This window comes from Salinicoccus luteus DSM 17002, from assembly GCF_000712035.1.
GTDB classification, from domain to species: Bacteria; Bacillota; Bacilli; order Staphylococcales; family Salinicoccaceae; genus Salinicoccus; species Salinicoccus luteus.
Map to the genome: position 1 here is coordinate 509,589 of NZ_KL544008.1, position 23,076 is coordinate 532,664.

At 52.5% G+C, this 23,076-nt stretch carries 21 protein-coding genes and 1 riboswitch; of the genes, 17 read left to right on the forward strand and 4 right to left on the reverse strand.

Annotated features, from left to right (window positions below; all coding sequences use genetic code 11):
• Positions 1-3: 3 nt before the first annotated feature.
• The 10 genes from BO53_RS0112360 to hfq all read left to right on the forward strand — a co-directional run bounded on the left by BO53_RS0112360 (position 4) and on the right by hfq (position 10,342).
• Positions 4-582, forward strand: a complete 579-nt coding sequence (locus tag BO53_RS0112360) for an ECF transporter S component (RefSeq protein WP_031548651.1) — start codon at positions 4-6, stop codon at positions 580-582.
• A 2-nt stretch (positions 583-584) separates the two neighbouring features.
• Entirely contained in the window at positions 585-1,988 is a 1,404-nt protein-coding gene (locus BO53_RS0112365; protein ID WP_031548652.1) for an ABC transporter ATP-binding protein, read from the forward strand.
• Entirely contained in the window at positions 1,981-2,772 is a 792-nt protein-coding gene (locus BO53_RS0112370) for an energy-coupling factor transporter transmembrane component T family protein (RefSeq protein ID WP_031548653.1), read from the forward strand. Before BO53_RS0112365 ends, BO53_RS0112370 begins: the two co-directional genes overlap by 8 nt.
• A gap of 149 nt (positions 2,773-2,921) precedes the next feature.
• A complete protein-coding gene (locus BO53_RS0112375) occupies positions 2,922-3,347 on the forward strand; it encodes a YlbF/YmcA family competence regulator (RefSeq protein ID WP_031548654.1) in 426 nt (141 codons plus the stop codon).
• 74 nt (positions 3,348-3,421) lie between these two features.
• Entirely contained in the window at positions 3,422-3,907 is a 486-nt protein-coding gene (gene thiW / locus BO53_RS0112380; protein WP_031548655.1) for an energy coupling factor transporter S component ThiW, read from the forward strand.
• 49 nt (positions 3,908-3,956) lie between these two features.
• The gene (gene mutS / locus BO53_RS0112385; RefSeq protein WP_031548656.1) at positions 3,957-6,476 is read left to right on the forward strand and encodes a DNA mismatch repair protein MutS; all 2,520 of its coding nucleotides are present in this window, start codon (positions 3,957-3,959) and stop codon (positions 6,474-6,476) included.
• Positions 6,477-6,480: 4 nt separating this feature from the next.
• Complete coding sequence (gene mutL / locus BO53_RS0112390) at positions 6,481-8,334, forward strand: DNA mismatch repair endonuclease MutL (RefSeq protein ID WP_031548657.1); 1,854 nt, start codon at positions 6,481-6,483, stop codon at positions 8,332-8,334.
• An 11-nt stretch (positions 8,335-8,345) separates the two neighbouring features.
• Positions 8,346-9,221 carry an alpha/beta fold hydrolase gene (locus tag BO53_RS0112395; protein WP_031548658.1) on the forward strand — a complete coding sequence of 292 codons (876 nt, stop codon included), beginning with the start codon at positions 8,346-8,348 and terminating at the stop codon, positions 9,219-9,221.
• Positions 9,214-10,155, forward strand: coding sequence for a tRNA (adenosine(37)-N6)-dimethylallyltransferase MiaA (miaA, locus tag BO53_RS0112400; protein WP_031548659.1), 942 nt, complete (start codon positions 9,214-9,216; stop codon positions 10,153-10,155). The genes BO53_RS0112395 and miaA overlap by 8 nt, the downstream gene beginning before the upstream one ends.
• On the forward strand, positions 10,148-10,342 hold the full coding sequence (hfq, locus tag BO53_RS0112405) for an RNA chaperone Hfq (RefSeq protein ID WP_031548660.1): 195 nt from the start codon (positions 10,148-10,150) through the stop codon (positions 10,340-10,342). The genes miaA and hfq overlap by 8 nt, the downstream gene beginning before the upstream one ends.
• Before the next feature lie 32 nt (positions 10,343-10,374).
• Here hfq and BO53_RS0112410 read toward each other — a convergent pair whose 3' ends face one another.
• On the reverse strand, positions 10,375-10,860 hold the full coding sequence (locus BO53_RS0112410; protein WP_031548661.1) for a glutathione peroxidase: 486 nt from the start codon (positions 10,858-10,860) through the stop codon (positions 10,375-10,377).
• A gap of 139 nt (positions 10,861-10,999) precedes the next feature.
• Between BO53_RS0112410 and hflX the strand changes: the two genes are divergently transcribed.
• The 7 genes from hflX (at position 11,000) to BO53_RS0112455 (ending at position 20,292) form a co-directional block, all read left to right on the forward strand.
• Positions 11,000-12,238: a GTPase HflX gene (gene hflX, locus BO53_RS0112415; protein WP_037342218.1), complete on the forward strand. Its 1,239-nt coding sequence runs from the start codon at positions 11,000-11,002 to the stop codon at positions 12,236-12,238.
• 4 nt (positions 12,239-12,242) lie between these two features.
• Positions 12,243-13,499: a methionine gamma-lyase family protein gene (locus BO53_RS0112420; RefSeq protein WP_031548663.1), complete on the forward strand. Its 1,257-nt coding sequence runs from the start codon at positions 12,243-12,245 to the stop codon at positions 13,497-13,499.
• A 53-nt stretch (positions 13,500-13,552) separates the two neighbouring features.
• A complete protein-coding gene (locus tag BO53_RS13965) occupies positions 13,553-13,720 on the forward strand; it encodes a hypothetical protein (RefSeq protein ID WP_156956150.1) in 168 nt (55 codons plus the stop codon).
• Positions 13,721-14,038: 318 nt separating this feature from the next.
• A complete protein-coding gene (locus tag BO53_RS0112435; RefSeq protein WP_051683116.1) occupies positions 14,039-15,256 on the forward strand; it encodes a DUF438 domain-containing protein in 1,218 nt (405 codons plus the stop codon).
• A 124-nt stretch (positions 15,257-15,380) separates the two neighbouring features.
• Positions 15,381-15,491: riboswitch (SAM riboswitch) on the forward strand.
• A gap of 105 nt (positions 15,492-15,596) precedes the next feature.
• Complete coding sequence (locus BO53_RS0112440) at positions 15,597-16,982, forward strand: LLM class flavin-dependent oxidoreductase (RefSeq protein ID WP_031548665.1); 1,386 nt, start codon at positions 15,597-15,599, stop codon at positions 16,980-16,982.
• Positions 16,983-17,459: 477 nt separating this feature from the next.
• Positions 17,460-18,776 (forward strand): amidohydrolase, encoded by a 1,317-nt coding sequence (locus BO53_RS0112450; RefSeq protein WP_051683117.1) that lies wholly within the window; start codon positions 17,460-17,462, stop codon positions 18,774-18,776.
• A complete protein-coding gene (locus BO53_RS0112455; protein ID WP_031548667.1) occupies positions 18,769-20,292 on the forward strand; it encodes an AbgT family transporter in 1,524 nt (507 codons plus the stop codon). The genes BO53_RS0112450 and BO53_RS0112455 overlap by 8 nt, the downstream gene beginning before the upstream one ends.
• Here the strand turns inward: BO53_RS0112455 and BO53_RS0112460 are convergent.
• The 3 genes from BO53_RS0112460 to BO53_RS0112470 form a co-directional block, all read right to left on the reverse strand.
• A complete protein-coding gene (locus tag BO53_RS0112460) occupies positions 20,276-20,797 on the reverse strand; it encodes a hypothetical protein (RefSeq protein WP_031548669.1) in 522 nt (173 codons plus the stop codon). The genes BO53_RS0112455 and BO53_RS0112460 overlap by 17 nt on opposite strands.
• Positions 20,798-21,172: 375 nt before the next feature.
• Positions 21,173-22,480, reverse strand: a complete 1,308-nt coding sequence (locus BO53_RS0112465; RefSeq protein ID WP_031548672.1) for a nucleobase:cation symporter-2 family protein — start codon at positions 22,478-22,480, stop codon at positions 21,173-21,175.
• Positions 22,480-23,064: a xanthine phosphoribosyltransferase gene (locus tag BO53_RS0112470; RefSeq protein ID WP_031548674.1), complete on the reverse strand. Its 585-nt coding sequence runs from the start codon at positions 23,062-23,064 to the stop codon at positions 22,480-22,482. Before BO53_RS0112470 ends, BO53_RS0112465 begins: the two co-directional genes overlap by 1 nt.
• Positions 23,065-23,076: the final 12 nt, after the last annotated feature.

Here is a 23,076-nt window from a genome sequence, read left to right on the forward strand (position 1 = left end):
ACAATGGCAAAAAGAAAAGGGCTGACCCTGACCGATGTGCTGATCACGGTCGTCATCGCCTTGGTATTCTCGTTCGTCTATTCGATATGGGGCGGGGTCTATACGGCGCTCGAACCGCTAGGACTGCATCTCAACCAGCTGCTGTACGGCATGTGGTTCATCGCAGCAGTGGTTGCCTATCTCGTCATAAGAAAACCCGGCGTGGCGCTGATTGCGGAATTTGCAGCGGCATCGGGAGAAACGATCGTCATGCTGCAGTTCGATGTCATGCTGATCGTGTATGGGCTCATCCAGGGGCTTGCATGCGAAATCGTATTCGCCATCGTGAAATACAAAAGCACATCCCTGATGGTGGCGGTCATCGCTGGCATTTCGGCGGCACTTGCGACATTCCCGCTCGACTGGTACTACGGCTACCTCGGCCAGCTTGCGACATGGAATCTGCTGCTGATGTTCGGCTTCAGGGTGCTGAGTGGTGCACTCATTGCCGGCTGGCTCGCGCACCTGCTGTACCGTGCACTGAAGGAGACTGGTGTACTGAAACTTGTCGGCAATGGCCATGCTGCTGAAGAAGGGCTTTGACCATGTGCATAGAAGTGGAAAAGCTGCGTCTGAAGTTTCCGGAATCGGAATCACCCCTCTTCACCGGCCTCGACCTGAAGATAGGGAAAGGTGAGAAGGTTCTCATCGTCGGACCGAGCGGCTCCGGCAAGAGCACGCTGCTCAATGTGCTCGGGGGCCTCATACCGGATACGATCACGATACCGATGAAGGCCGATAGACTTGAACTGCCCAAATCCAGTGCGTACGTCTTCCAGGACCCGGATTCCCAGTTCACGATGCCGACGGTTGCTGAGGAACTCGCCTTTGTCCTTGAGAACAGACAGGTGGCCGAAGAGGAGATGGCACCCCTGTTCACGGAGGCGCTCGACATGGTCGGGCTTGATGTGGCACCGGAGCGCGCCATACAGACGCTCTCAGGGGGGATGAAGCAGAAGCTCGCCATCGCCTCGGCACTGCTCCAGCAGGCGGACACGCTGTTCCTCGATGAGCCGACAAGCATGCTGGACGGCAAATCGGCGGCTCATCTCTGGGATACCGTAAGGGCGATGTGGGATGAGTTGACCGTCGTCATCGTCGAACATCGTGTCGAAGCACTATGGCACCAGGTCGACCGGGTGATACTGATGGATGACACCGGCGGGATTGCATGTTCCGCACCCCCTGAGGAGATGCTGGAGGTGCATCGCCGGCTGCTCGACCGATATGGCGTGTGGCATCCACATTCTTGGGAGGCGGCCCCGCACCTTCCAAAAATTGCACCGGAACCCGGCACAATGATGGAAGCAAAAAACCTCTCCATCAGAAGAGGGGGCAGGCCCCTTCTGACGGTAGACAGCCTGAGGATCGGAAAAGGCGAGTGGATTACACTTGAAGGGGATAATGGGACGGGCAAGTCGAGCCTGCTGCTTGCGTTGATGAAACTCATACCCTCGGGAGGAAAGGTTCTTTTCGGAGGCGGCCGGATCAGCCGGACGCGCCATCTCGCCGGGAGGGTCTATCCAGTCTTCCAGAATCCGGAACTCCAGTTCATTACGAACCGTGTGTTCGATGAAGTATTCATCAATCTGGAGATGCACTATGATGACAGGACGGCACGCCGGGAGACCGACGCCCTGCTCGAACGCTTCGGGCTATCGCATGTGGCGCATCTGCATCCGCTCGAAATATCCACCGGGCAGAAGCGTCGCCTGAGTGTCGCGACGGCAGCAGGCGGGGTGCCGGAAATCCTCATATTCGATGAACCGACTTTCGGCCTGGATCAGCGTCATGCCTTCGGCCTGCTCACGATGATCCACGACATGGTGAAGCGGGGGACGAGTGTCATCATGATCACCCACGATGCGGAGATCATGAGGCGTTATCCTTCGAGACGCCTGAGGATCGAAGACGGCCGATTGGTAGAAAGGGGGGATCGATATGCCTGAAGCGGTGAAGCGGTACAGCACATTCGCCGACCGGGTCAATCCCCTTGTCAAGATTTTTGTGGCCGTCGGGCTGTTTCTGACCGTCATCCTCATCCATGACCCGAACCACCTTTTCCATCTGGCGATCATCATGTTCATTCTGCTTTTCATATTGAGTGGTGTGAAGTACATCTATATCGCACTCCTGACGGGGGCCATCCTGTTTTTCGGCTTCATTTCAAGCTTGTATATGATCTTCTACGGTGAAGGGACGACGACGATTTTCCGGCTTGGAATCATCCATGTCACCGAAGAAAGTGCTGTACGCGGGCTCCATATCATGATGCGCGGCATCACGCTCTCCTTCTTCGGTGCACTCATCGTCTTCACCACGCGGATTACTGACGTCTTCTACAGCCTGATGCAGCAGGGGAGGCTGAAGCCGAAATATGCCTATTCGTTCATGGCTGCAGTCCGTATGGTCCCGATCATTGCAGGTGAATATATGGCCCTCAGGCGGGCACGCAAAGTGAGGCGGGCGCTGATCCACCGCAAATACATCAGCGGATTGAGGGGGTTCATATCGACGCTCGTCACCCTGCTCAGCCAGAGTATCAGGCGGGCCTGGCGTCTTGGGGTCGCCATGGAATCCAAAGGCTTTGACGACGGACCGAGAACCTACTATCATCGCACCACCTATTCCATCCATGATCTCCACTTCGTCCTGCTCATCCTTCTCGGTGTCATCCTTTCCGCTTTCCTTGGGGAGTGGTTCAGCCCATTTGACACTGTAGACGCGAGATGAATTCCGGGGGCGAATAGTTTTGAAATATGGGAGAAAAACATATATACTGATAGGAGATTTGAGCAATCGGATCAGATTGCGGATAATGGATAAAAATGCAATGAATCATCCGATGGGTGGTTTTAAAATAGGGAAAAGGTGGCAGTACAATGTATACGAAAGATGATATTGTGAAAGAAGCGAAAGAACTCGGCAACATGATCGCCCAGACGGAACAAGTGGACTTCTTCAAGAAGGCCGAAGCCAAGATCCATGAAAACAAGGATGTCAGGGAAAAGATGGCAAGCCTGAAAAGTCTGCAGAAGCAGGCGGTCAACTTCCAGAACTACGGCAAGGAACGCGCGTATCATATGACAGAAGAGAAGATAAAGAAAGTCGAGGCGGAACTCGACGAAATGCCGATCGTCAACCAGTTCAAGGAATCCCAGGGACAGGTCAATGAACTGCTCCAAATGGTCTCCCATGCCATCAGTCAGACAGTGACGAATGATATCATCACTTCCACAGGCGGAGATCTGCTCCAGGGTGAGACAGGTGCGGCAATGAGGAATATGCCGAACCAGGAAGAGAAATAAAATAGATATTAAATGCATAAGGGCTGCGCATCCGTATAGGGGTGCGTGGCCCTTTTTTGAAGGAGAGTGTTGAAATGACCAGGAAAATGACCATTACAAGTGTGCTTGTTGCTCTCAACGTCGTGCTCAGCATGTTTATCATCATACCTATAGGGCCCATCAGGGCAGCACCTGTACAGCATCTCATCAATGTCCTCTCGGTCGTATTTACAGGTCCTTGGGCCATCGTCCAGGCATTCCTGTCATCCACGATACGGATCATGATGGGAACGGGCTCCCCATTCGCCTATCCCGGCAGCATGCTCGGGGCGCTCCTCGCATTCATACTGTACAGGAGATTCAGAAAGCTTGGTTTCTCTGCCGTCGGGGAAGTGCTCGGGACGGGGATAATCGGTTCACTCGCAACACTACCGCTGATCATGATACTCGGCCTGGACAGGGATTTCTTCTGGGTGCTGGCACCGGCATTTCTCATCAGCACCGTGATCGGCTCGGTGGTCTCATGGCTTCTGCTCAGGCAGCTGGATGAAAAAGGGATCCTAAAGCAGTTCAACATTTGAAGGGGTGCATGATATAATGCAGATATATTTTAGTAATGGAAGTGTTTAGATGGCTACAGTAACACCGATGATGCAACAATATCTGAATATCAAGGAGGAGCACCCTGGCGTGCTGCTCTTCTATAGACTGGGTGATTTCTACGAGCTGTTCTACGATGATGCGATTACAGCGAGCAAGGTGCTTGAAATCACCTTGACATCACGGGACAAGAAGAAGGATCCCATCCCGATGTGCGGCGTGCCGTACCATTCTGCAAAGGGCTATATCGAGCGGCTGATCGACCAGGGATACAAGGTTGCCATCTGCGAACAGATGGAGGACCCGAAAAAGACGAAAGGCATGGTGAAGCGGGAAGTGGTGCGCATCATCACGCCGGGTACACTGATCGATGACTTCGGCATGGATGACGGCAGGAGCAACTACATCCTTGCACTGGATGAAAAATCCGGACTTTTCACCGCCGCCTATTCGGATATTTCGACCGGCGAGATATTTGCATTTTCGACCGGGGATCTTGGTGTGCTAAAGAGTGAAATCGACCGCATCCGGCCAAGGGAGATCGTGGTCGAGGAGGGCATCGAGGGCCTGCTGTCCGAGCTTTATGCCGACCCGCCGGTGAATACACCCTTTTCGAATGAGATGCATTTCCCGCTCGAATACGGGACGGATATCACGGAAGGGGAACGGGAGACGCTCGATCTGCTCGTGGCCTATATCCGCGACCACAACATGAAGGACCTGAAGCATTTCAGGACAGTGGAGAAGCACCGCATCAAGGAGACGATGCAGTTGAACTATGCGGCACTCTCCAATCTGGAGCTCCTCGAGAGCCTGCAGACGAAAAAGACGAAGGGTTCACTGTTCTGGTATCTGAACCGGACGGAGACCCCGATGGGCAAGCGTAAGCTGAGGAAATGGATCGAGCGCCCGCTGCTCCGCCAGACGGCAATCGAAGAGCGCCATGAGGCAGTTGCGGTACTCCTCGACCACTTCATCGAACGCGAGGACATGCGCAGCCTGCTCAATAATGTATATGACATCGAGCGGCTCGTCGGCCGGCTGAGCTTCGGCAATATCGATGCAAAGGATCTTGTACAGCTGAGGGATTCCCTCCAGGGGCTCCCAGCCATCGCGGAAATGCTCGAACGGATCGGACTGCTCGGTACGCCGCTGTTCCGTTCATTCGACATTCTCGATGATGTCCACGGGCTGCTTGCGGACAGCCTCGATGATTCACCGCCGAAGACCATCCGGGAGGGCGGCATCTTCAGGGAGGGCTACAGCAGCAGGCTCGATGAATACCGGTACATCTCAAACAACGGCAGAGTGTGGCTCAATGACTACATCGAACGCGAAAGGGAGCGTACCGGCATCAAAAATCTGAAGGTCGGATTCAACAAGGTGTTCGGCTACTACATCGAAATCTCCAAAGGTAATGCGGTGAATTTCGACGCCGAAAAGTTCGACTACCAGCGCAAGCAGACGCTGACGAATGCAGAACGCTTCATCACACCGGAACTCAAGGAGATGGAATCGAAACTGCTCAGTGCGCAGGATGAGAGTGTCATACTCGAGTATGAGCTGTTCGTCGCGCTCCGTGAACATATGGAGCAGTTCATACCACGGCTGCAGACGACAGCGGACATCATCAGCACACTGGACTGCCTCGTGTCGTTTGCGACGGTGGCAAATGAATACCGTCTTGTGCGCCCCGAGTTCAGCGAAGATGAACTGTCGATCACTGAAGGACGCCACCCCGTGGTGGAAAAGGTGATCGGGGAGAACACATATGTGCCGAACTCCCTCGACATGAACCGGGATACATTCATCTATCTGATTACAGGCCCGAACATGTCCGGCAAGAGCACCTATATGCGCCAGGTTGCCATCATCAGCATTATGGCCCAGATGGGCATGTATGTCCCGGCGGAAGCGGCAACACTGCCGATATTCGACCAGATATTCACCCGCATCGGGGCCAGCGATGACCTGGCCAGCGGGAAATCGACTTTCATGATTGAAATGATGGAGGCGAATGATGCCCTCCAGAATGCGACGGAAAACAGCCTCCTCATATTCGATGAAATCGGGCGGGGCACCTCGACTTATGACGGCATGTCCCTGGCCCAGGCGATGCTTGAATACATCCACCATCATATCGGGGCGAAGACGCTGTTTTCCACCCATTACCATGAAATGACCCGGCTCAGTACCGAGCTTGACCATCTGAAGAATGTGCATGTGAAGGCCACGGAGTACGACGGCAAACTGATTTTCCTGCACAAGGTGAAGCCGGGACCGGTGGAGCGGAGCTACGGCATCCATGTGGCGAAGCTTGCCGAACTGCCGGATGAAGTCACCACCCGGGCGAATGACCTCCTGAAGACATTCGAACAGGACGGACGGGTGACCGGCAGCGAGCAGCTTTCACTTCCGCTTGATGATACGGAGGCATTTGAAGCCCATCCGGTCATCGACCAGCTGAAGTCGATCGATCTCAATCAGATGACGCCGCTTGATGCGATGATGAAGCTGCAGGAACTAAAAAACGAGCTTGAAGGCGAGTGATGATATGAGTCCGATCAAAGTACTGGATAGTGCGATACAGAACAAGATAGCCGCAGGCGAAGTGGTGGAGCGTCCGAGCTCCGTCGTCAAGGAGCTGGTCGAAAACTCCATCGATGCCCATGCGACACAGGTGGAAGTGTTCATAGAGGAATCCGGGATGAAGCAGATCCGCATCGTCGACAACGGGGACGGCATTCATCATACGGATGGACCGCTCCTGTTCCAGCGGCATGCCACAAGCAAGATCGATACCGACTATGACCTCTTCCAGATCCGCTCCCTCGGTTTCCGCGGGGAGGCGCTGGCAAGCATCGGCGCCGTGGCGAAAGTCACGGTTGAGACGAAGCACAATACAGGCAACCCGGTATTCATCCGTTTTGAAGGCGGGAGCCTGATCGAGCAGATTCCGGGCAAGGAGCGGCAGGGGACGGACATCACCATCACCGATCTCTTCTTCAACACCCCGGCGAGGCTGAAATACATGCGCTCCATGCGGACGGAAAGCGGAAAGATCATTGACATCATCCAGCGCATGGCGCTTGCCAATCCCGGCATCAGCTTCCGGCTCGTCCTGGACGGCCAGGAGAGGGTCATGACGAAGGGGAACGGCAACCTCAAGGAGGTCATCAGTGATATATATGGCCTGAATGTCGCGCGCCAGGCGGTTGAAATAGAGGCAAATGATGCCGACTTTGACATCCACGGCTATGCCATCCGCCCGGAGGTCAACCGCAGCAACCGGAACTACCTCAACATTTCCGTCAACCGCAGGTTCATCAAGAACTTCAGGCTCTCACAGTCGATTGTGAACGGCTACCATACACTGCTGCCGAAGGACAAGTATCCAATCGTGGTCATCGACATCACGATGGATCCGAAACTGGTCGATGTCAATGTCCATCCCTCGAAGATAGAAGTGCGCTTCTCAAAGGAGCGTGAGCTGAACAAACTGCTCGAATCGGCAATCGGCACCCATGTGAAGAACGAAATGCTGATTCCCGATGTATCGCGGGAGAAGCCGCGGCGGCAGGAGAAGCCGGTCCAGGAGGCGCTGGATTTCACTTCAGAGCGGTCGGCACCGCCTAAGGCAGAACCATCCGTACAGGAGGCGCCGGCAGCCCGGGAGGATCAAAGCACGCAATTGGACTACAGGGTCGCCCCCGAGCGGACGGTACTGAAGGAGACACGGAAGCCGGAACCGTCCACTCCCCCGAAGCGGCGTGACACCCCGGCGAGTGTCCCCCATACGCACCCCGGGGAAGTGGAGCAGGAGAAGCTGCCATACCTTGAGATCGTCGGCCAGCTTCATGGCACATACATCATCCTGCAGAACGACACCGGCATGTATATGATGGACCAGCACGCCGCCCAGGAGCGGATCAAGTACGAGTATTACTCGGAAAATATCGTACAGGAGGAAACCGATGGCGTCCCGCTGCTCATCCCATATACATTCGAATTCCCGATGAATGATATAATAGCGATAGACGACAGGCTGAAGCGGCTCCGGTCCCTCGGTTTTGAAATAGAGAAGACGGGTCTCAGGCAGTATGCCGTAACGCGGTACCCAAGCTGGATCGATGAAAAGAACCCGGAAGCCGACATAGAGGACCTGATCCATTTCGTCTCCTCAAAGGAGGACTTTTCGGTCAGCCAGTACAAGGAGGAGATGGCCATCATGATGAGCTGCAAGCAGTCGATCAAAGCCAACCACTATCTGGACAGGCCGCAGATCGAAGCACTGCTCGAATCCCTCAGGTCATGCAGGTCACCCTACACGTGTCCGCACGGGAGGCCGGTCATCATCCATATGAGCACTTATGAAATCGAGCGCATGTTCAACCGTATCATGAAATAGGGAGGCAGAAGATGAAAATCAGCGAACGCATGGTATACAACGGGGGCAGGGAGATACAGGCCACAGTCTTCACGCCCGAAAGACCCATCTGCGCCATCCAGCTGCTCCATGGCATGGCCGAACACAAGGAGCGCTACACCGAAATGATGACATGGCTGGCGATGAACGACTGCATGGTCGTCATGCATGACCACCGGGGCCATGGGAAGGGGACCGGGGCGCCCGGGCATTTCGACGACTTCACCCTGCTGATTGATGATGCGCGGGCGGTGTCCACGCTGATTCCCGGGTCCCTGCCGAAATTCATCCTCGGACACTCCATGGGTTCCATCGTGGCAGGAAGACTGCTCGAAGCCGGCATATATGATGGGGGCATCATCGTCGGCACCGGCAATAAGGATGCCATTACAGACCGGATTGCATCAAAACTGCTCGGGAAAATCGCGGATGCCGCACCAAAAGCGCGGTCCAAATTGATCAACCGTTTGGCCTTCCTCGGGTATGATGCATCCTTTGAAGGGGCGCAGAAGAACAGATGGCTCTCAGCTGACGGAACGCATGTCAGACAGTATAATGAAGATCCGTACTGCGGATTCCTGATGAGCAACCGAGCACTATCCGAAATGCTCCGTCATTTCAGGCTCAGCCAAAAGCATGGGAACCTGAGGAAGCTCGACCCCCGGGTGCCGATACTTCTGATCGGCGGCAAGGAGGATCCGCTCTCAAGCAGGGGGGATGATGTGAGGAAGCGTGCGCGCCGCTACAGGCAGTACGTCGACTCGGTGACCGTACAGCTGTATGATGCCAGCCGGCACGAAGTCCTGTTCGAAAAAAATCGCGAGCAGGTTTATAACAGATTACTGGATTGGGTGATGAGACATGTCTGAAAAGAAAAAACTGCTTATACTCGTGGGTCCGACCGCCATCGGGAAATCCAATCTCGGTGTTGAAATCGCAAAGCGGTTCAACCTGGAAATCATCAGTGGGGATTCGATGCAGGTCTATCAGGGGATGGATATCGGCACTGGGAAGATCACCGATGAGGAGATGGACGGCGTGCAGCACTACATGATCGATGTCATGCCTCCGGATACCACATTTTCAGTCCATCAGTTTCAGAAGCATGTGGACGAAATCATAGACGAATTCCATGAAGACGGCCGGGTGCCGTTCATCGTCGGTGGGACGGGGCACTACATCCGGGCGCTCATCTATGGATATGAGTTCGATGATGAGGACGACAAGGAGAAGCGGGCGTTGACAGAACGCCTCGAACAGCTGGGGACGCCGATCCTCCACAGCCGCCTCAAATCCATCGATCCGAAACTTGCCGAGGAGATCCATCCGAACAACCGCAAGCGCGTCATCCGCGCCCTGGTCAAGCATGAACTGAGTGACAGGATCAGCAACAGAATAGGCCCCGGCTACACAGATGAGTTGAAATATGATACATTTATAGTAGGATTGACACGTGACAGGAAGTCTATCCACAACAATATCAACGCACGTGTCGAAAAAATGTTCGAGATGGGGCTCGAGGATGAGGTGAGGAACCTGTTCCAGCACCGGTCACTATCGAAAACAGCGGGCGCGGCAATCGGCTATAAGGAATTTCTCCCGTACTTCGAAGGGGAGGCATCCCTCAATGATGTGAAGGAATCGATCAAGCAGCATACCAGACAGTATGCCAAGCGGCAACTGACCTTCTTCAGAAACCAGCTCCCTGTAAAGTGGTATGATCTTGATTCAGTGAATACGGATATAATATTTGAGGATATATATCAATTCCTACAGATGAAGGAGAGAAAGAAAAATGACTAATGGCGATCTACAGGATAAGTTTCTCAGCGAATTCAAGGAATCCGAAGTCGAGGTCACCGTATTTCTGGTAAACGGCTTTCAGATGAGGGGCACTGTCATCGATTTTGATAAATTCGTCATCCAGCTCCATTCCGGCGGCAAGAATCACCTGATCTACAAGCATGCCATCAGCACATTCACAAAATAGAAAAAAGCATCCCATCATAGTGGGATGCTTTTTTAGCCTCTGAGCACCTTTTTAACGTCCTCTTCAAATGACATGGGTGATTTCTGCGGTGAAAACCGGTTCACGATCCGTCCTTCCCTTGAAATGAGGAACTTGGTGAAATTCCATTTCACAGTGTTGGTGAACAGGCCACTTCTTCCCTCAGTCAGATATTTGAACAGGGGATGGATGCTGTCGCCTTTTACATTCGCCTTTTCCATGACCCGGAATGTCACACCATATTCGTTATGGTAGTGGGCCTTGGCAGCAGTGGCATCAAGCGGTTCCGAATTCATGAAATCATTGGAAGGGAAGACGAGTATGACGAGCCCCTCGTCCCTGTATTTCTGGTAGAGGAATTCAAGTTCCGAAAGCTGGTTGCGGAAACTGCATTCGCTTGCCGTGTTGACTATAAGTATGACTTTGCCCGCAAAGTCTGCCATACGCATCGATGTACCGGTGTCATCATGGACTTCTATATCATATAGATGCGTCTTCATGATTTTGGACCCCTTTCTAAAAGCGAGAAACACAAATATATAACTTATTTAGACAAAATACCCGCAGGCTAAACAAAAACATCTCTATCCATTCAGCAAAAAGGGTATGATATATTAAAGTAACGTAGGAGGTGCTCAAGTGTCAAACACATATAGAGGTGTCATCATCGCAGTGAATACACCGAGAAGAAAAGACATTCAGACAGAGGTGGAGGAGCTTCGGAGCCTGGCGGAATCGGTGGGCATCGAAATCATCGGTGTCCATATCCAGAACCGTACGACAAAGGACCCAAGATCCTATGTCGGCACCGGCTTCCTCTCGGAAACGCGTGAAAGCTATGATGCGGATGAGGAGATAGACTATACGATCGTCAACGACGAAATTACGGCCAGTCAGAACCGCGCAATAGAGGCGGTGATGGATACGAAGGTCATCGACCGTACACAGGTCATACTGGACATATTCAGCCTGAGGGCACAGTCCAAGGCTGGCCAGCTTCAGGTCGAGCTCGCCCAGCTGCAGTATCTTGTACCGCGTCTGAAGGGCGAAGGCATCAACCTGTCCCGCCTCGGGGCCGGAATCGGCACAAGGGGGCCTGGGGAGACGAAGCTCGAAACCGACCGCAGGCACATCAACCAGCGGATAAAGGAGATAAAGAAGCAGCTTAAAGTTGTGGAGTCCCATCGTGAGAGGTACCGTGAAAAGAGGAACCGCAACCAGGTCGTCAAAATTTCACTGATCGGCTATACGAATGCCGGGAAGTCGTCGCTGTTCAACACGATGGCAAAAAGTGATACGTATGAAGAGAACGCCCTATTCGCCACACTCGACCCCAAAACAAGGCAGATTACACTGCCTTCCGGATTCGAATGCATACTGTCCGATACCGTGGGGTTCATCCAGAACCTGCCGACGACACTGGTCGAAAGCTTCAAGTCCACGCTTGAGGAAGCGGCCGACAGCGACTTTCTGATCCATGTCATCGACAACAGCTCGGAAAATCTGGAAACCCATTACGATACCGTGAAAAATCTCGTGGCCCAGCTCAAAATGGAGCACATCCCCTCCATCGTCTTCTTCAACAAGACGGACATCGATGACGGGCGGTACTATACGCCGGGGGAGGCGCATGCCTATGTCAACAAGGACATGCCGCCCCAGGATATCCTCGAGGTGCTTGAAGGGTTCATGAAGGAATACATGGAGCAGTATGAAGCGGAACTGCCCATGTCGGAACCCCAGAAGATCTATGACCTCAAGCGGTATACCATCGTCGATGAACAGGAGATTGATGAAGAGGCGGGGACATACAGGCTAAAGGGCTACGAACCACCCGGTTCATGGAGCCGGAGAATTTCAGAAAGAAACGAGGCATGACTGCGTGGAGTACACAGAAACAGATATCAGCCGCCTGATTGAGGAAGCGATCGAAGAGGTCGACCCGATCATCAGGGAGAACAAAAAGATAGCAAGAAAAAATTTCAGGAAGGTGATGCACGCCTTCCATGAGAACGGAGTGGCCGAAAGTGACTTTTCCGGCACGACGGGCTATGGATATGACGATGCCGGCCGGGACAAGCTCGAGGAAATCTACCGGTCGGTCTTCAGGAGCGAGGACGCGATCGTCAGAAGCCAGATCATCTCGGGTACCCATGCCATCAGCCTGGTGCTGCTCGCACTGCTCGAGGCGGGTGATGAGCTCATCTATATCAGTGGTGAGCCCTATGACACGCTGGCCAAGGTCATCGGCAGTTCCGATCGGGACATCGGCAGCCTTCGGGAGAAGGGTGTCCACTACCGGTCCATCGACCTTGTGGATGACCAGTTCGATGAAGCGGCGATTATGGCAGCAATAACAGACCGGACGAAGATGATCGCCATCCAGCGCTCCCGTGGCTACAGCATGCGCAAGTCGCTGACCATCAGGGAGATGGAGGAGATGATCAGCAGGATAAAAGCGGAGTATCCGGACATCATCGTCTTCGTAGACAACTGCTACGGGGAGTTTGTGGAGACCCGTGAACCGATTGAGGCCGGTGCGGATGTCATCGCCGGCAGCCTGATTAAGAACCCAGGCGGCGGGCTTGCCAAAATGGGCGGCTATATTGCGGGGAATGCGGATCTGATCACACGGATCAGCTACCGGCTGACCGTGCCCGGCATCGGCAAGGAAATGGGAGCGAGCCTGAATGCGAACACTGACATGTACCAGGGCTTTTTCATGGCCCCCCATGCGGTGGTGGAGAGCCTGAACGGCGCCGTACTGACGAGCCACCTGCTATCGAAGGCGGGACTGGCCACAGATCCGGCGCCTGATGCAGAACGGACGGATCTGATCCAGAGTGTGTCGTTCAATACGGAGGCGGAGATGATTACCTTCACCCAGATGATACAGAAGGCATCGCCCGTCAATTCCCAGTTCCTTCCCGTGCCGAGCGATATACCGGGATACGAGGATCCAGTCATCATGGCCGCCGGCACTTTTGTGCAGGGGGCATCCCTCGAACTCAGTGCAGACGGACCGGTCAGGGCACCCTATACCGTATTCGTCCAGGGCGGCCTTGTATTCGAGCATGTCGTCCATGCGCTCGAAATGGCACTTCTCGAGATGCGGGAGAAGGGCATGATTATGCTTTAGGCGCACCCGGATGGACATGGCGTTCTACTATGTATTTAAAGGAGGGATGAAAGATGCAGATAGTCGAAAGGAGCACCATGAAGTTGATGTTGGCCGTCCAATATCTGGTCGTCGGTATCCTGCACCATATAACCCTCAAAAAGGTGGATGTATTTAAGGGAATGTACGCGCGCTTGAAAAAGGAAACAGAAGAATTCGATGCGGACAGGAATATACTTTGAGGGGAAGCGGGTTAACGGGACGTGGTCGTCTTCGTCGACACCTCATATGGAGCGTATGCTGAGACCCAGAATCAAGCGACGACAGTACTTTCATCCCTCTAGTAGAAGGTATGATGCAATATAGATGAACGCCTTCCAAGGTGGACACAGTAGATGTGCGTGCTTTGGAGGGCGTTTTTTGTGTCGAAAATATCTCACAATAGCGAAAAAATTGTTAACGATTGGAAACAGGCGATACCGGAAGGGTAATATGGCGTATAATAGATGTATTATTGATGCATGTTTAATTGGAAGAGAATATTTCTAAGGGGTGATTGCATGTCCATCGCAACAACGGACGTCAGCAAAGTAAGGTCGCTGCTGCTCAAAATCAGTCAGGGGAAGCCGGTGGAGAGTTTAATGGATGATTTCAATACTGAACTCAAGGAAATGGAACCGGGAGAAATGCTTGGTGCGATTATAGAGGTGAAATATGTAGAGAAGGATGTCACCATATATGACATCAAGGAGTTTCTGGATATCCATGAGCACCTCTTCCATAAATCGCTTACTGAAATCCATATATCAAAAGATGACTGTCATCCACTTCGCATACTGGAGAAGGAAAACAGGCTGCTTTCCGGATCACTGGAAATCATCAATCACCTCCTCGAATGCTACGGGGCAGGGGAGCGGACGATGGTGGATACACTCATCGCAGAAGTCGTTCGTTTCGAAGAAGTCACCTGCCATTTCAACAGGAAGGAGAAGCTCTATTTCCCGCTTCTCGAGCGCCGCGGCATCTACACGCTTCCGCGGAAGATGTGGGCGCAGCATGACACCATCCGTCTTCTGCTGCGGGCTCTGAGAAAGCGGACGGAAAAGATTGAGGAGATTGAATTCCGACATGTAAGAAAATCGTTTGATGATATGAAGGATGCGTGCGAGGAAATGATGCTCGAAGAATCATACCTCTTCATACCATTGACGCAATCCCTGTTCAAAGAGCCGGATTGGACGGCGATTGCAGCGGAAAGCAAGGCATTCGGCTATGCGATAGAGTCCGTGGGAAAGTATCATAATGGCAGGGGATACGACAGGAAGAATGAATCCGAGTCCCTGGATGACACGGTCCACATGCAGTTTGGAGGAGGCTATCTGACGGCGAAGGAAGCGAATCTGATCCTGAACCATCTCCCTGTCGAAGTCACGTTTGTCGATCGGAATGGACTGTTCAAATACTTCAATGATAGTGTGGAATCAAGCGAGATGATGTTCATACGTACACCACTGTCCATCGGAAGGAATGTCGCCAACTGCCACCCGCCAAAAAGCACAAAGAAAGTGATGCACATCATACATGACCTGAAAAAAAGGAAGAAGGAATCGGAAACGATGTGGTTCAGAAAGAAGGACAAGTATATCCATGTCACATACAAGGCTGTCTTCGACGAGGCGGGGAAGTTCATGGGAATTCTGGAATACGTACAGGATATCCAGCCGTTCTTCGAATTGCCGAGGGAAGTGAAGCGCGGGCCGAGTCCGAAAGGGAAGTGACTGGGGGTTCAGTCCGTCCCTCCTCACCACAGATACGAATGCGGGATGTGAATATTTAAAAATTCAAACTTGACAGAAAATTTTACAGCTGATATCATAGCTTTTAACTATAAATTGAATATATTCCTTATCAAGAGCCAGGGGAGGAAATTGGTCCTGAGATCCTGCGGCAACCCCACTTTAAAAAAGTTGAACGGTGCCAATTCCAACAAGCGTCATGCTTGGAAGATGAGGAGGAGCGTCTAGTATCTCATACCTCTTCCTCATCGGATGGGGTATTTTTTATTTCCCACCCTTTTGATGGGTTTTTTCGATGAATACTTAAAGGGAGAGATGATCTATGAAGAAGCAGATTCGACTGAATGGTTTTACGATGAACACCGTTGCCCCGCATTCCCCGGGATTATGGAGACATGAAGCGGACCAGGGGGTGCGTCATGGTGACCTGGACTATTGGGTGGACCTTGCAAAGCTGCTTGAAGCCGGCAAGTTTGACGGAATGTTCCTTGCCGATGTGCTCGGCATATATGATGTCTATAAGGATGGTCCTGACACTTCAATTGAACATGCCGTCCAGGTTCCCCTGCATAATCCCCTGCTCCAGATTTCAGCGATGGCGGCAGCGACAAAACATTTGGGCTTTGCCGCGACATATTCGGCTACTTATGCCGAACCCTATAAACTGGCACGCGACTTCTCGACACTGGATCATCTGACGAAGGGCCGTGTGGCCTGGAATATCGTGACGTCGTATCTGAAGAGCGAAGCGGTGAATCTCGGTCTGGCGAATCAGATTGAGCATGACAGGAGGTATGAGCGGGCGGATGAGTACATGGATGTCGTCTATAAACTGTGGGAGCACAGCTGGGAAGAGGATGCCGTAAAGGCGGATGTCGAAACCGGTATCTATGCCGATCCGAAGAAGGTCCACCCGATCAGTCATGAAGGGGAGTTCTTCAGTGTTCCGGGAATGCATGTGGTCGAGCCATCCCCCCAGCGGACGCCGGTCCTCTTCCAGGCAGGCGCCTCCGAAAAGGGCAGGGCATTCGCCGCCAAGCACGCCGAGGCGCTTTTCACTACCATAGCGAGCAATCTGGAGGAGCTGAAATCATTCACAGCGGATATCCGCAGACGGGCGGCTGAAGCCGGGAGAAACCCTGAAGACATCAAAATATTCCCGGGCATCGTACCGGTTGTCGGCAGGACGGAATCGGAGGCACATGAGAAATACGAAACCCTCCTTTCCCACGTCAGCTATGAAGGCACGCTGTCCATGCTGAGCGGCCATACAGGCATCGATTTCTCCGGCTATGATCCCGACCAGTATGTGGAAAACATCAGAACCGATGCTTCCCATGGATTTCTGCAGAAGTATACGGTGGCGAGTACGAGCAGGAGATGGACGGTCAGGGAAGCAGTCCTGCATCACGGTCTCGGCATCGGGGCGACGAAAGTGGTCGGCACACCGGAACAGGTTGCCGATGCACTCGAATCAATGGCTAATGAAGGGGATGCAGACGGCTTCAATATCATCCAGGCCCATTCCCCAGGGACATTCGAGGATTTCATAGAACTCGTCGTCCCTCTGCTTCAGGAAAGAGGGAGCTTTAGAAAAGAGTATGAGGCATCCACACTGAGGGAGAACCTGTTCGGGAAGGGAAGTCGAAGGGTTCCAGAAAATCATCCTGCAAAGCGGCTGGCTTCGCTCTCGCAATCCAGCATATGAAAGAATCCCCGATGGAGATGTCTATCGGGGATTGCGTCTGTGGATGTTCAGTCTGCCTCTTCGAAATCGATTTTCTCAGGCCGCCCGGCATAGAGGCCGAGGAGTGCAGCCATCACTGCCACAACCATTAGTACGATCAGCCGTACCCCGCCTGAAACTCATGGTATGGGTATTCTTCCCGTCGACAGGATATGTTTTCCACCTGATGGATGAGCACAATGAAAGTCTTCCGTCAGCGACTGCATTTTATGTTCAGAATGGAGAATTCATGCACGAAAATTTCTAATGTATGGAAAAAGGAAAGACTGAAGCCAATTTCGGATATAGGAGGACCTTCTAAATTCATATATCAATTTACTAAATTTTTTATGGTATATCCCCCAATCCCTATTATTTAAATATGATTAATGCTATCATTTTTTATGTTTGGTTATACATTGGAAAACCGTGAAGAACATAAAGGAAGAAGGGCGAAATATGAATATTGGGAAGCTTCAGGACAGGGCATTGGATCTGCGCAGAATGTTTCATAGGATTCCGGAAGTGGGTTTTACAGAGTTCATTACGACTTATGAAATCTACATAGTATTGAAAGAAAAGGATTTCACACTTTCCATTGGAGAAGAGGCCATCAGCCGGGAGCACCGCTATGGCGTGCCTGATCAGGACACGATAGAAGCTTCGCGGAAGCGGGCATTGGAATATGGTGTGCCTGAAGCATTTCTCGAAAAGATGGCAGATGGAACCACTGGCTTGGTGGCGGTATTTGATACCGGACGGCCGGGGCCGCATATTGCGATGCGTTCCGATATCGACGGGCTGCCGATAATGGAGGCGGAAGATGCACTGCACGCACCGGCGGCAAACGGCTACAGATCTATCCATGAAGGCGAGATGCATGCATGTGGACACGATGGCCATATCAGTATCGGGCTTGCAGTCGCTGCATATATTAATGAGAACCAGGATCAGCTGTCCGGACGCTTCACCCTCATCTTCCAGCCTGCGGAAGAAGGGGGAAGGGGTGCCAGAAGTATTGTGAAGAATGGATGGCTGGATGATGTGGACTATTTCATGAGCGGCCACCTCGGCATCAATGAACATGAGGCCGGCACCATCAGTGCAACGACGGACCAGTTTCTGGCCAGCACAAAGCTCGATGTATCATTCAGAGGAAAATCGGCACATTCCGGCGTAGAACCGAACGAAGGGAAGAATGCGCTACTTGCAGCTGCTTCCGCTTCATTGCATCTCCATTCCATCCCAAGGCACCGCGACGGTGCAACGAGAGTGAATGTCGGGATATTGAATGCGGGCAGCGGCAGGAATGTGATCGCCGACCATTCAGAATTGAAAATGGAGACAAGGGGAGAGACGAATGCCCTGAACGATTATATGCTGAGTGAAGCGGAGCGTATACTCAAGGCATCGGCACTGCTCCATGATGTGGAATATGAAACAGCGTTCATGGGCAACGCCATCGGTGCCGAATGCGATGAAGAATGGGTGGACATCGTAAAAACAGCGAATCGGGCGGAAGGGGATGGAATCAAGATTATGGACGTCATGCCGCTCAAGGCGAGTGAAGATGTGACGTATATGATTGACCATGTACAGAAAAATGGAGGGCTCGCCACATTCATGATATTCGCCAGTCCGCTCGCGGCGGGCCATCACCACCCATCATTCGATTTTGATGAAAGGGCGATCAGAACAGCAGTATCCGTATACACCAGCATCATCCTGCATCTTGCAGTTATTCATCTGGAAAAGGAGAATACATCTTATGAATGAAGTGGACGAAAAACAGCGGAATGGCATTCTGGGAAAAATCGAACGGCTGGGGAACAAGCTCCCCGATCCGTTCTTCATCTTTGTGATACTGGCAGCGGCTGTCATGATGCTTTCCATGATATTCAGCCTCACAGGCGCGACTGTCGATCATCCGGGGACGGGGGAAACGCTTGAAATCAGGAGTCTCATTTCCTTTGAAGGGCTTGCCTACATGCTGTCCTCCATGCTTGATAATTTCACAGGCTTCGCGCCTCTGGGCCTTGTGCTCGGCATCATGCTGGGTATCGGTGTAGCTGAGAAGACGGGACTGCTCTCCACTGCCATCAAGAAGTCAATCCTCAAGGCACCGAAATCCGTTGTCACCTATGCCATCATCATTGTCGGCATTACAGGCAATCTGGCTTCCGATGCAGCCTTCGTCATCATTCCGCCGCTTGCCGCCATGGTATTTTATACTATAGGGAGGCACCCCCTGGCCGGACTGTCGGCCGGATTTGCCGGGACCGGTGCAGGGTTCACGGCGAATCTGATTATTGCAGGTACCGACGCGACACTTGCAGGCATTACGACGGAAGCTGCTGCCATGATTGATGATGCCGTCGTCGTAACACCAGTGGACAACTACTACTTCATGCTGACTTCCGTACTCTTCATCGCGATTGCCGGTGGTCTGATTACGGATAAGATCATAGAACCACGCCTGGGTACATACAAGGATGAAACGGAAGGGGACAGACAGCTGGAGGAAGTGACCGACATCGAAACGAAAGGACTTAGGAACGCAGTGATCGCCGGAGTGGTCTTCCTGGCGGTGCTTGCCGGACTTGTGTTCTTCCCTGGGTCCACATTAAGGAATGAAGAGGGTGGACTGGTCCCTTCACCGTTCCTCGGCAACATCGTTCCGATTGTGCTGCTGTTCTTCGTCACAATCGGTGTCGTCTATGGGAGGACTGCGGGTACAATTGAAAAGCTGGATGACATTCCAAAGTTTATGGCGGAAGCCATGAAAGATATGTCCGGCTACATCGTATTGATTTTTGCCGCTGCCCAGTTCATTGCATACTTCAACTGGAGCAACCTTGGTACGTGGCTTGCCGTAAACAGTGCAGATTTCTTTACGAACATTGATATGACGGGGCTGCCGCTGATACTTGGATTTTCATTATTGGCCGCAATCCTCAACATGATCATCTTCAGCGGCTCTGCGCAATGGGCACTGATGGCCCCGGTGTTCATACCGATGTTCATGCTGCTGGATTATCATCCCGCTTTCATCCAGGCCGCTTTCCGTATCGCCGATTCTTCGACAAACATCATTACACCGCTGAATCCATATATCATGCTGGTGCTTGCTGTCATGAAGGATTACGATAAAAAATCCGGGCTCGGCACTCTCATTTCGCTGATGCTGCCATACAGCATCGCCTTCTTCGGCATCTGGCTCGTGCTGCTTACAATCTTCTTCGTATTCGGCATCCCATTTGGACCGGGAGTGGGCGTCAGCCTGGAAGGATAGACATATGTATACTGTGAAAGCCACCCAGAGGGTGGCTTTCTTTATGAAACACGATTCCGAATTCCTTTTCAAGTTCCATTTCCGGCGTGATACCTGATGAATCGTCACCGACATCATCCTCTTCCGGGTTTCCGGGTGCTTCATCTTCTGTGATCTCCTCATCCTGCTCGTCCCCAAAGAAGAGGCCGGTGCATGAACCGAGTATGATCAATAGTGCAAGGAAGGTGACTGTCAAAATCAGACACCCGCTGATACCGATTTTCTTATTCGTTTCATACTGCTGTTCTGCGCCCTCACTTCTGCGTTCTTCCCGAAGCGCTTCTGCACGCTCCTTGCCGGGAGCCGCGTTCTCCACTTCCTCATCATGCTGTTCCACAGGCCCCTTCTGGCTCTCAATGGCATTCCTTTCAGCGGGGTCCGGCATTTCTTCAGGGTCCCGCTGATACCCATCCTTCCGCTCCTTCATTTCATTCCTGTCAATCCTACCATCTTTATCCTCACTCACATGCAACCCTCCTAAGTACTTTTACAGTACATTACCCTGTTGGAAGGGAAAAAACCATGTTCATTATGACAAAGACAACAATCAAAATGAATTGGAGGCTGGATTCATTTTAGAACGAGTTGATGCACGCTTGTCCCAGCATCTAATCGAAGCGCATCGTGAACTTATGAAAATACGGCAGAGGGTCCGGCGCATGCGCCGGATATTGGCTATACTTAAACCAAATCATTCTTCGAGTCGTATATGCTGTGCAACCCCTGCCATGATCACCCGGGAGGATCGGTGTAATGCAAAAAAACATACTGAACGCAAGAATACCCCCATCAGCAAAGTGTGCTGGTGGGGGTTGACCATAAAATGATATTTTTTGGATTATCAGTTCGCAGCATGTTCTTCCTTCAGAACCTGCTGTCTATTCCTGTCCATTCTGATATTCAATATCAAGTTCAGGACAATCGCCGTCAGACTGCCGAGGACGATGCCGCTTTCCGCAACGACGGCGAGGCTGCCCGGTACGATGGCAAAAAGGTCTGGTACGGCTGTGACCCCAAGGCCCATGCCGATGGAGATGGCGACAATCATCAGATTATTCTGGTTGTCGAAATCGACCCGTGACAGCATCTTGATGCCGTAGGAGATGACCATGCCGAACATGACGAGCATGGCGCCTCCAAGTACGGGTGTCGGGATGGCCATCGTGACTGCGCCAATCTTCGGTACAAGGCCGAGCAGGATCAGCATGACGCCTGCGATGTAGATGATCTGTCTGCTTTTCACACCGGACAGCTGCACGAGTCCCACATTCTGCGAATAGGTCGTGTAGGGGAAGGCGTTGAACAGACCGCCCAGTATGATGGCGAGGCCTTCAGCACGGTAGCCGCGCTTCAGGTCCGTGTCTTCGAGATCCTCTTCGCATATGTCCCCGAGTGCAAAGTAGACACCGGTGGCTTCGACGAGGCTGACGACGGCAACGAGCATCATCGTCAGTATCGGAACAAGGTTGAACTCCGGCATCCCGAAGAAGAAGAGCTGGGGCAGGTGGAACCATGAAGCGTCCCTCACCGGATCGAGGTCGACCATGCCGAAAAATGAACTGACCAGGGTAACGATGACGATTCCGCTCAGGATGGCGATGGATTTGAGGAATCCCCTGCCGAACCTGAACAGTATCAGTATTACGGCCAGCGTACCAAATCCGAGCGCCAGATTGAGACCGGAGCCGTAGTCTGGGCTGCCCTGTCCTCCGGAAATGTCATGCATGGCGACTGGAACAAGTGTGATACCAATGGTGGTGACTACTGTACCCGTAACGACTGGCGGGAAGAAGCGGATCATCTTGCTGAAGTACTTGCCGATGACGAGGACGAACAGTCCTGTCACAAGGATGGCGCCATAGATCGACGGGATGCCGTATGTGTTGCCGATGGCGATCATCGGGCCGACGGCTGTAAACGTACAGCCGAGCACGACGGGCAGTCCGATGCCGGAGAACTTGTTTTTCCATACCTGGAGTATGGTTGCAACCCCGCACATCATGATGTCGATGGCGATCAGGTAGGTCAGCTGTGCGGGTGTGAGGCCGATGGCGCCTCCGACGATGAGCGGCACGACGACTGCGCCGGCGTACATTGCGAGTACATGCTGAAAACCGAGTGACAGCTGTTTGGGCTTGGACATCTGCATCACGCTTCCACCTCGGACAGGAATTCGATTCGTCCATCCGACAGGGAGGAGATGCGTGCCAGGGATTCCACCCGGTGTCCGGCGCTCCGCAACTTCTCCCCGCCCGGCTGGAAGGACTTCTCGATGACGATGCCGATTCCAGCAGTGTCGGCACCCGCCTGCCGGACAATATCGACGAGTGCATGTGCGGCCTCGCCATTGGCGAGGAAATCGTCGATGATCAATACGGAATCTCCACTGGACAAGAACTTGTCGGCGACTGCGATGCTGTTCGTCTCCTGTTTCGTATAGGAATAAACGTCTGCAGTAAGCAGACCCTCACTCAGTGTCAGGGACTTCCTTTTTCTTGCGAATACGACCGGCACGCCGAATTCAAGACCGGCCATGACGGATGGTGCGATACCCGAGGATTCGAGCGTCAGTATTTTCGTTATCTTTTGAGTTGTAAACCTTTCTTTGAACGCCTTGCCGATTTCGGCCATCAGCACCGGATCAATCTGATGGTTAAGAAAGTGGTCGACTTTGAGCACCGTGTCTGAAAGTGCCACACCTTCGTTTAAAATTTTCTCCTTGAGCAACTTCATGAATAACACCCC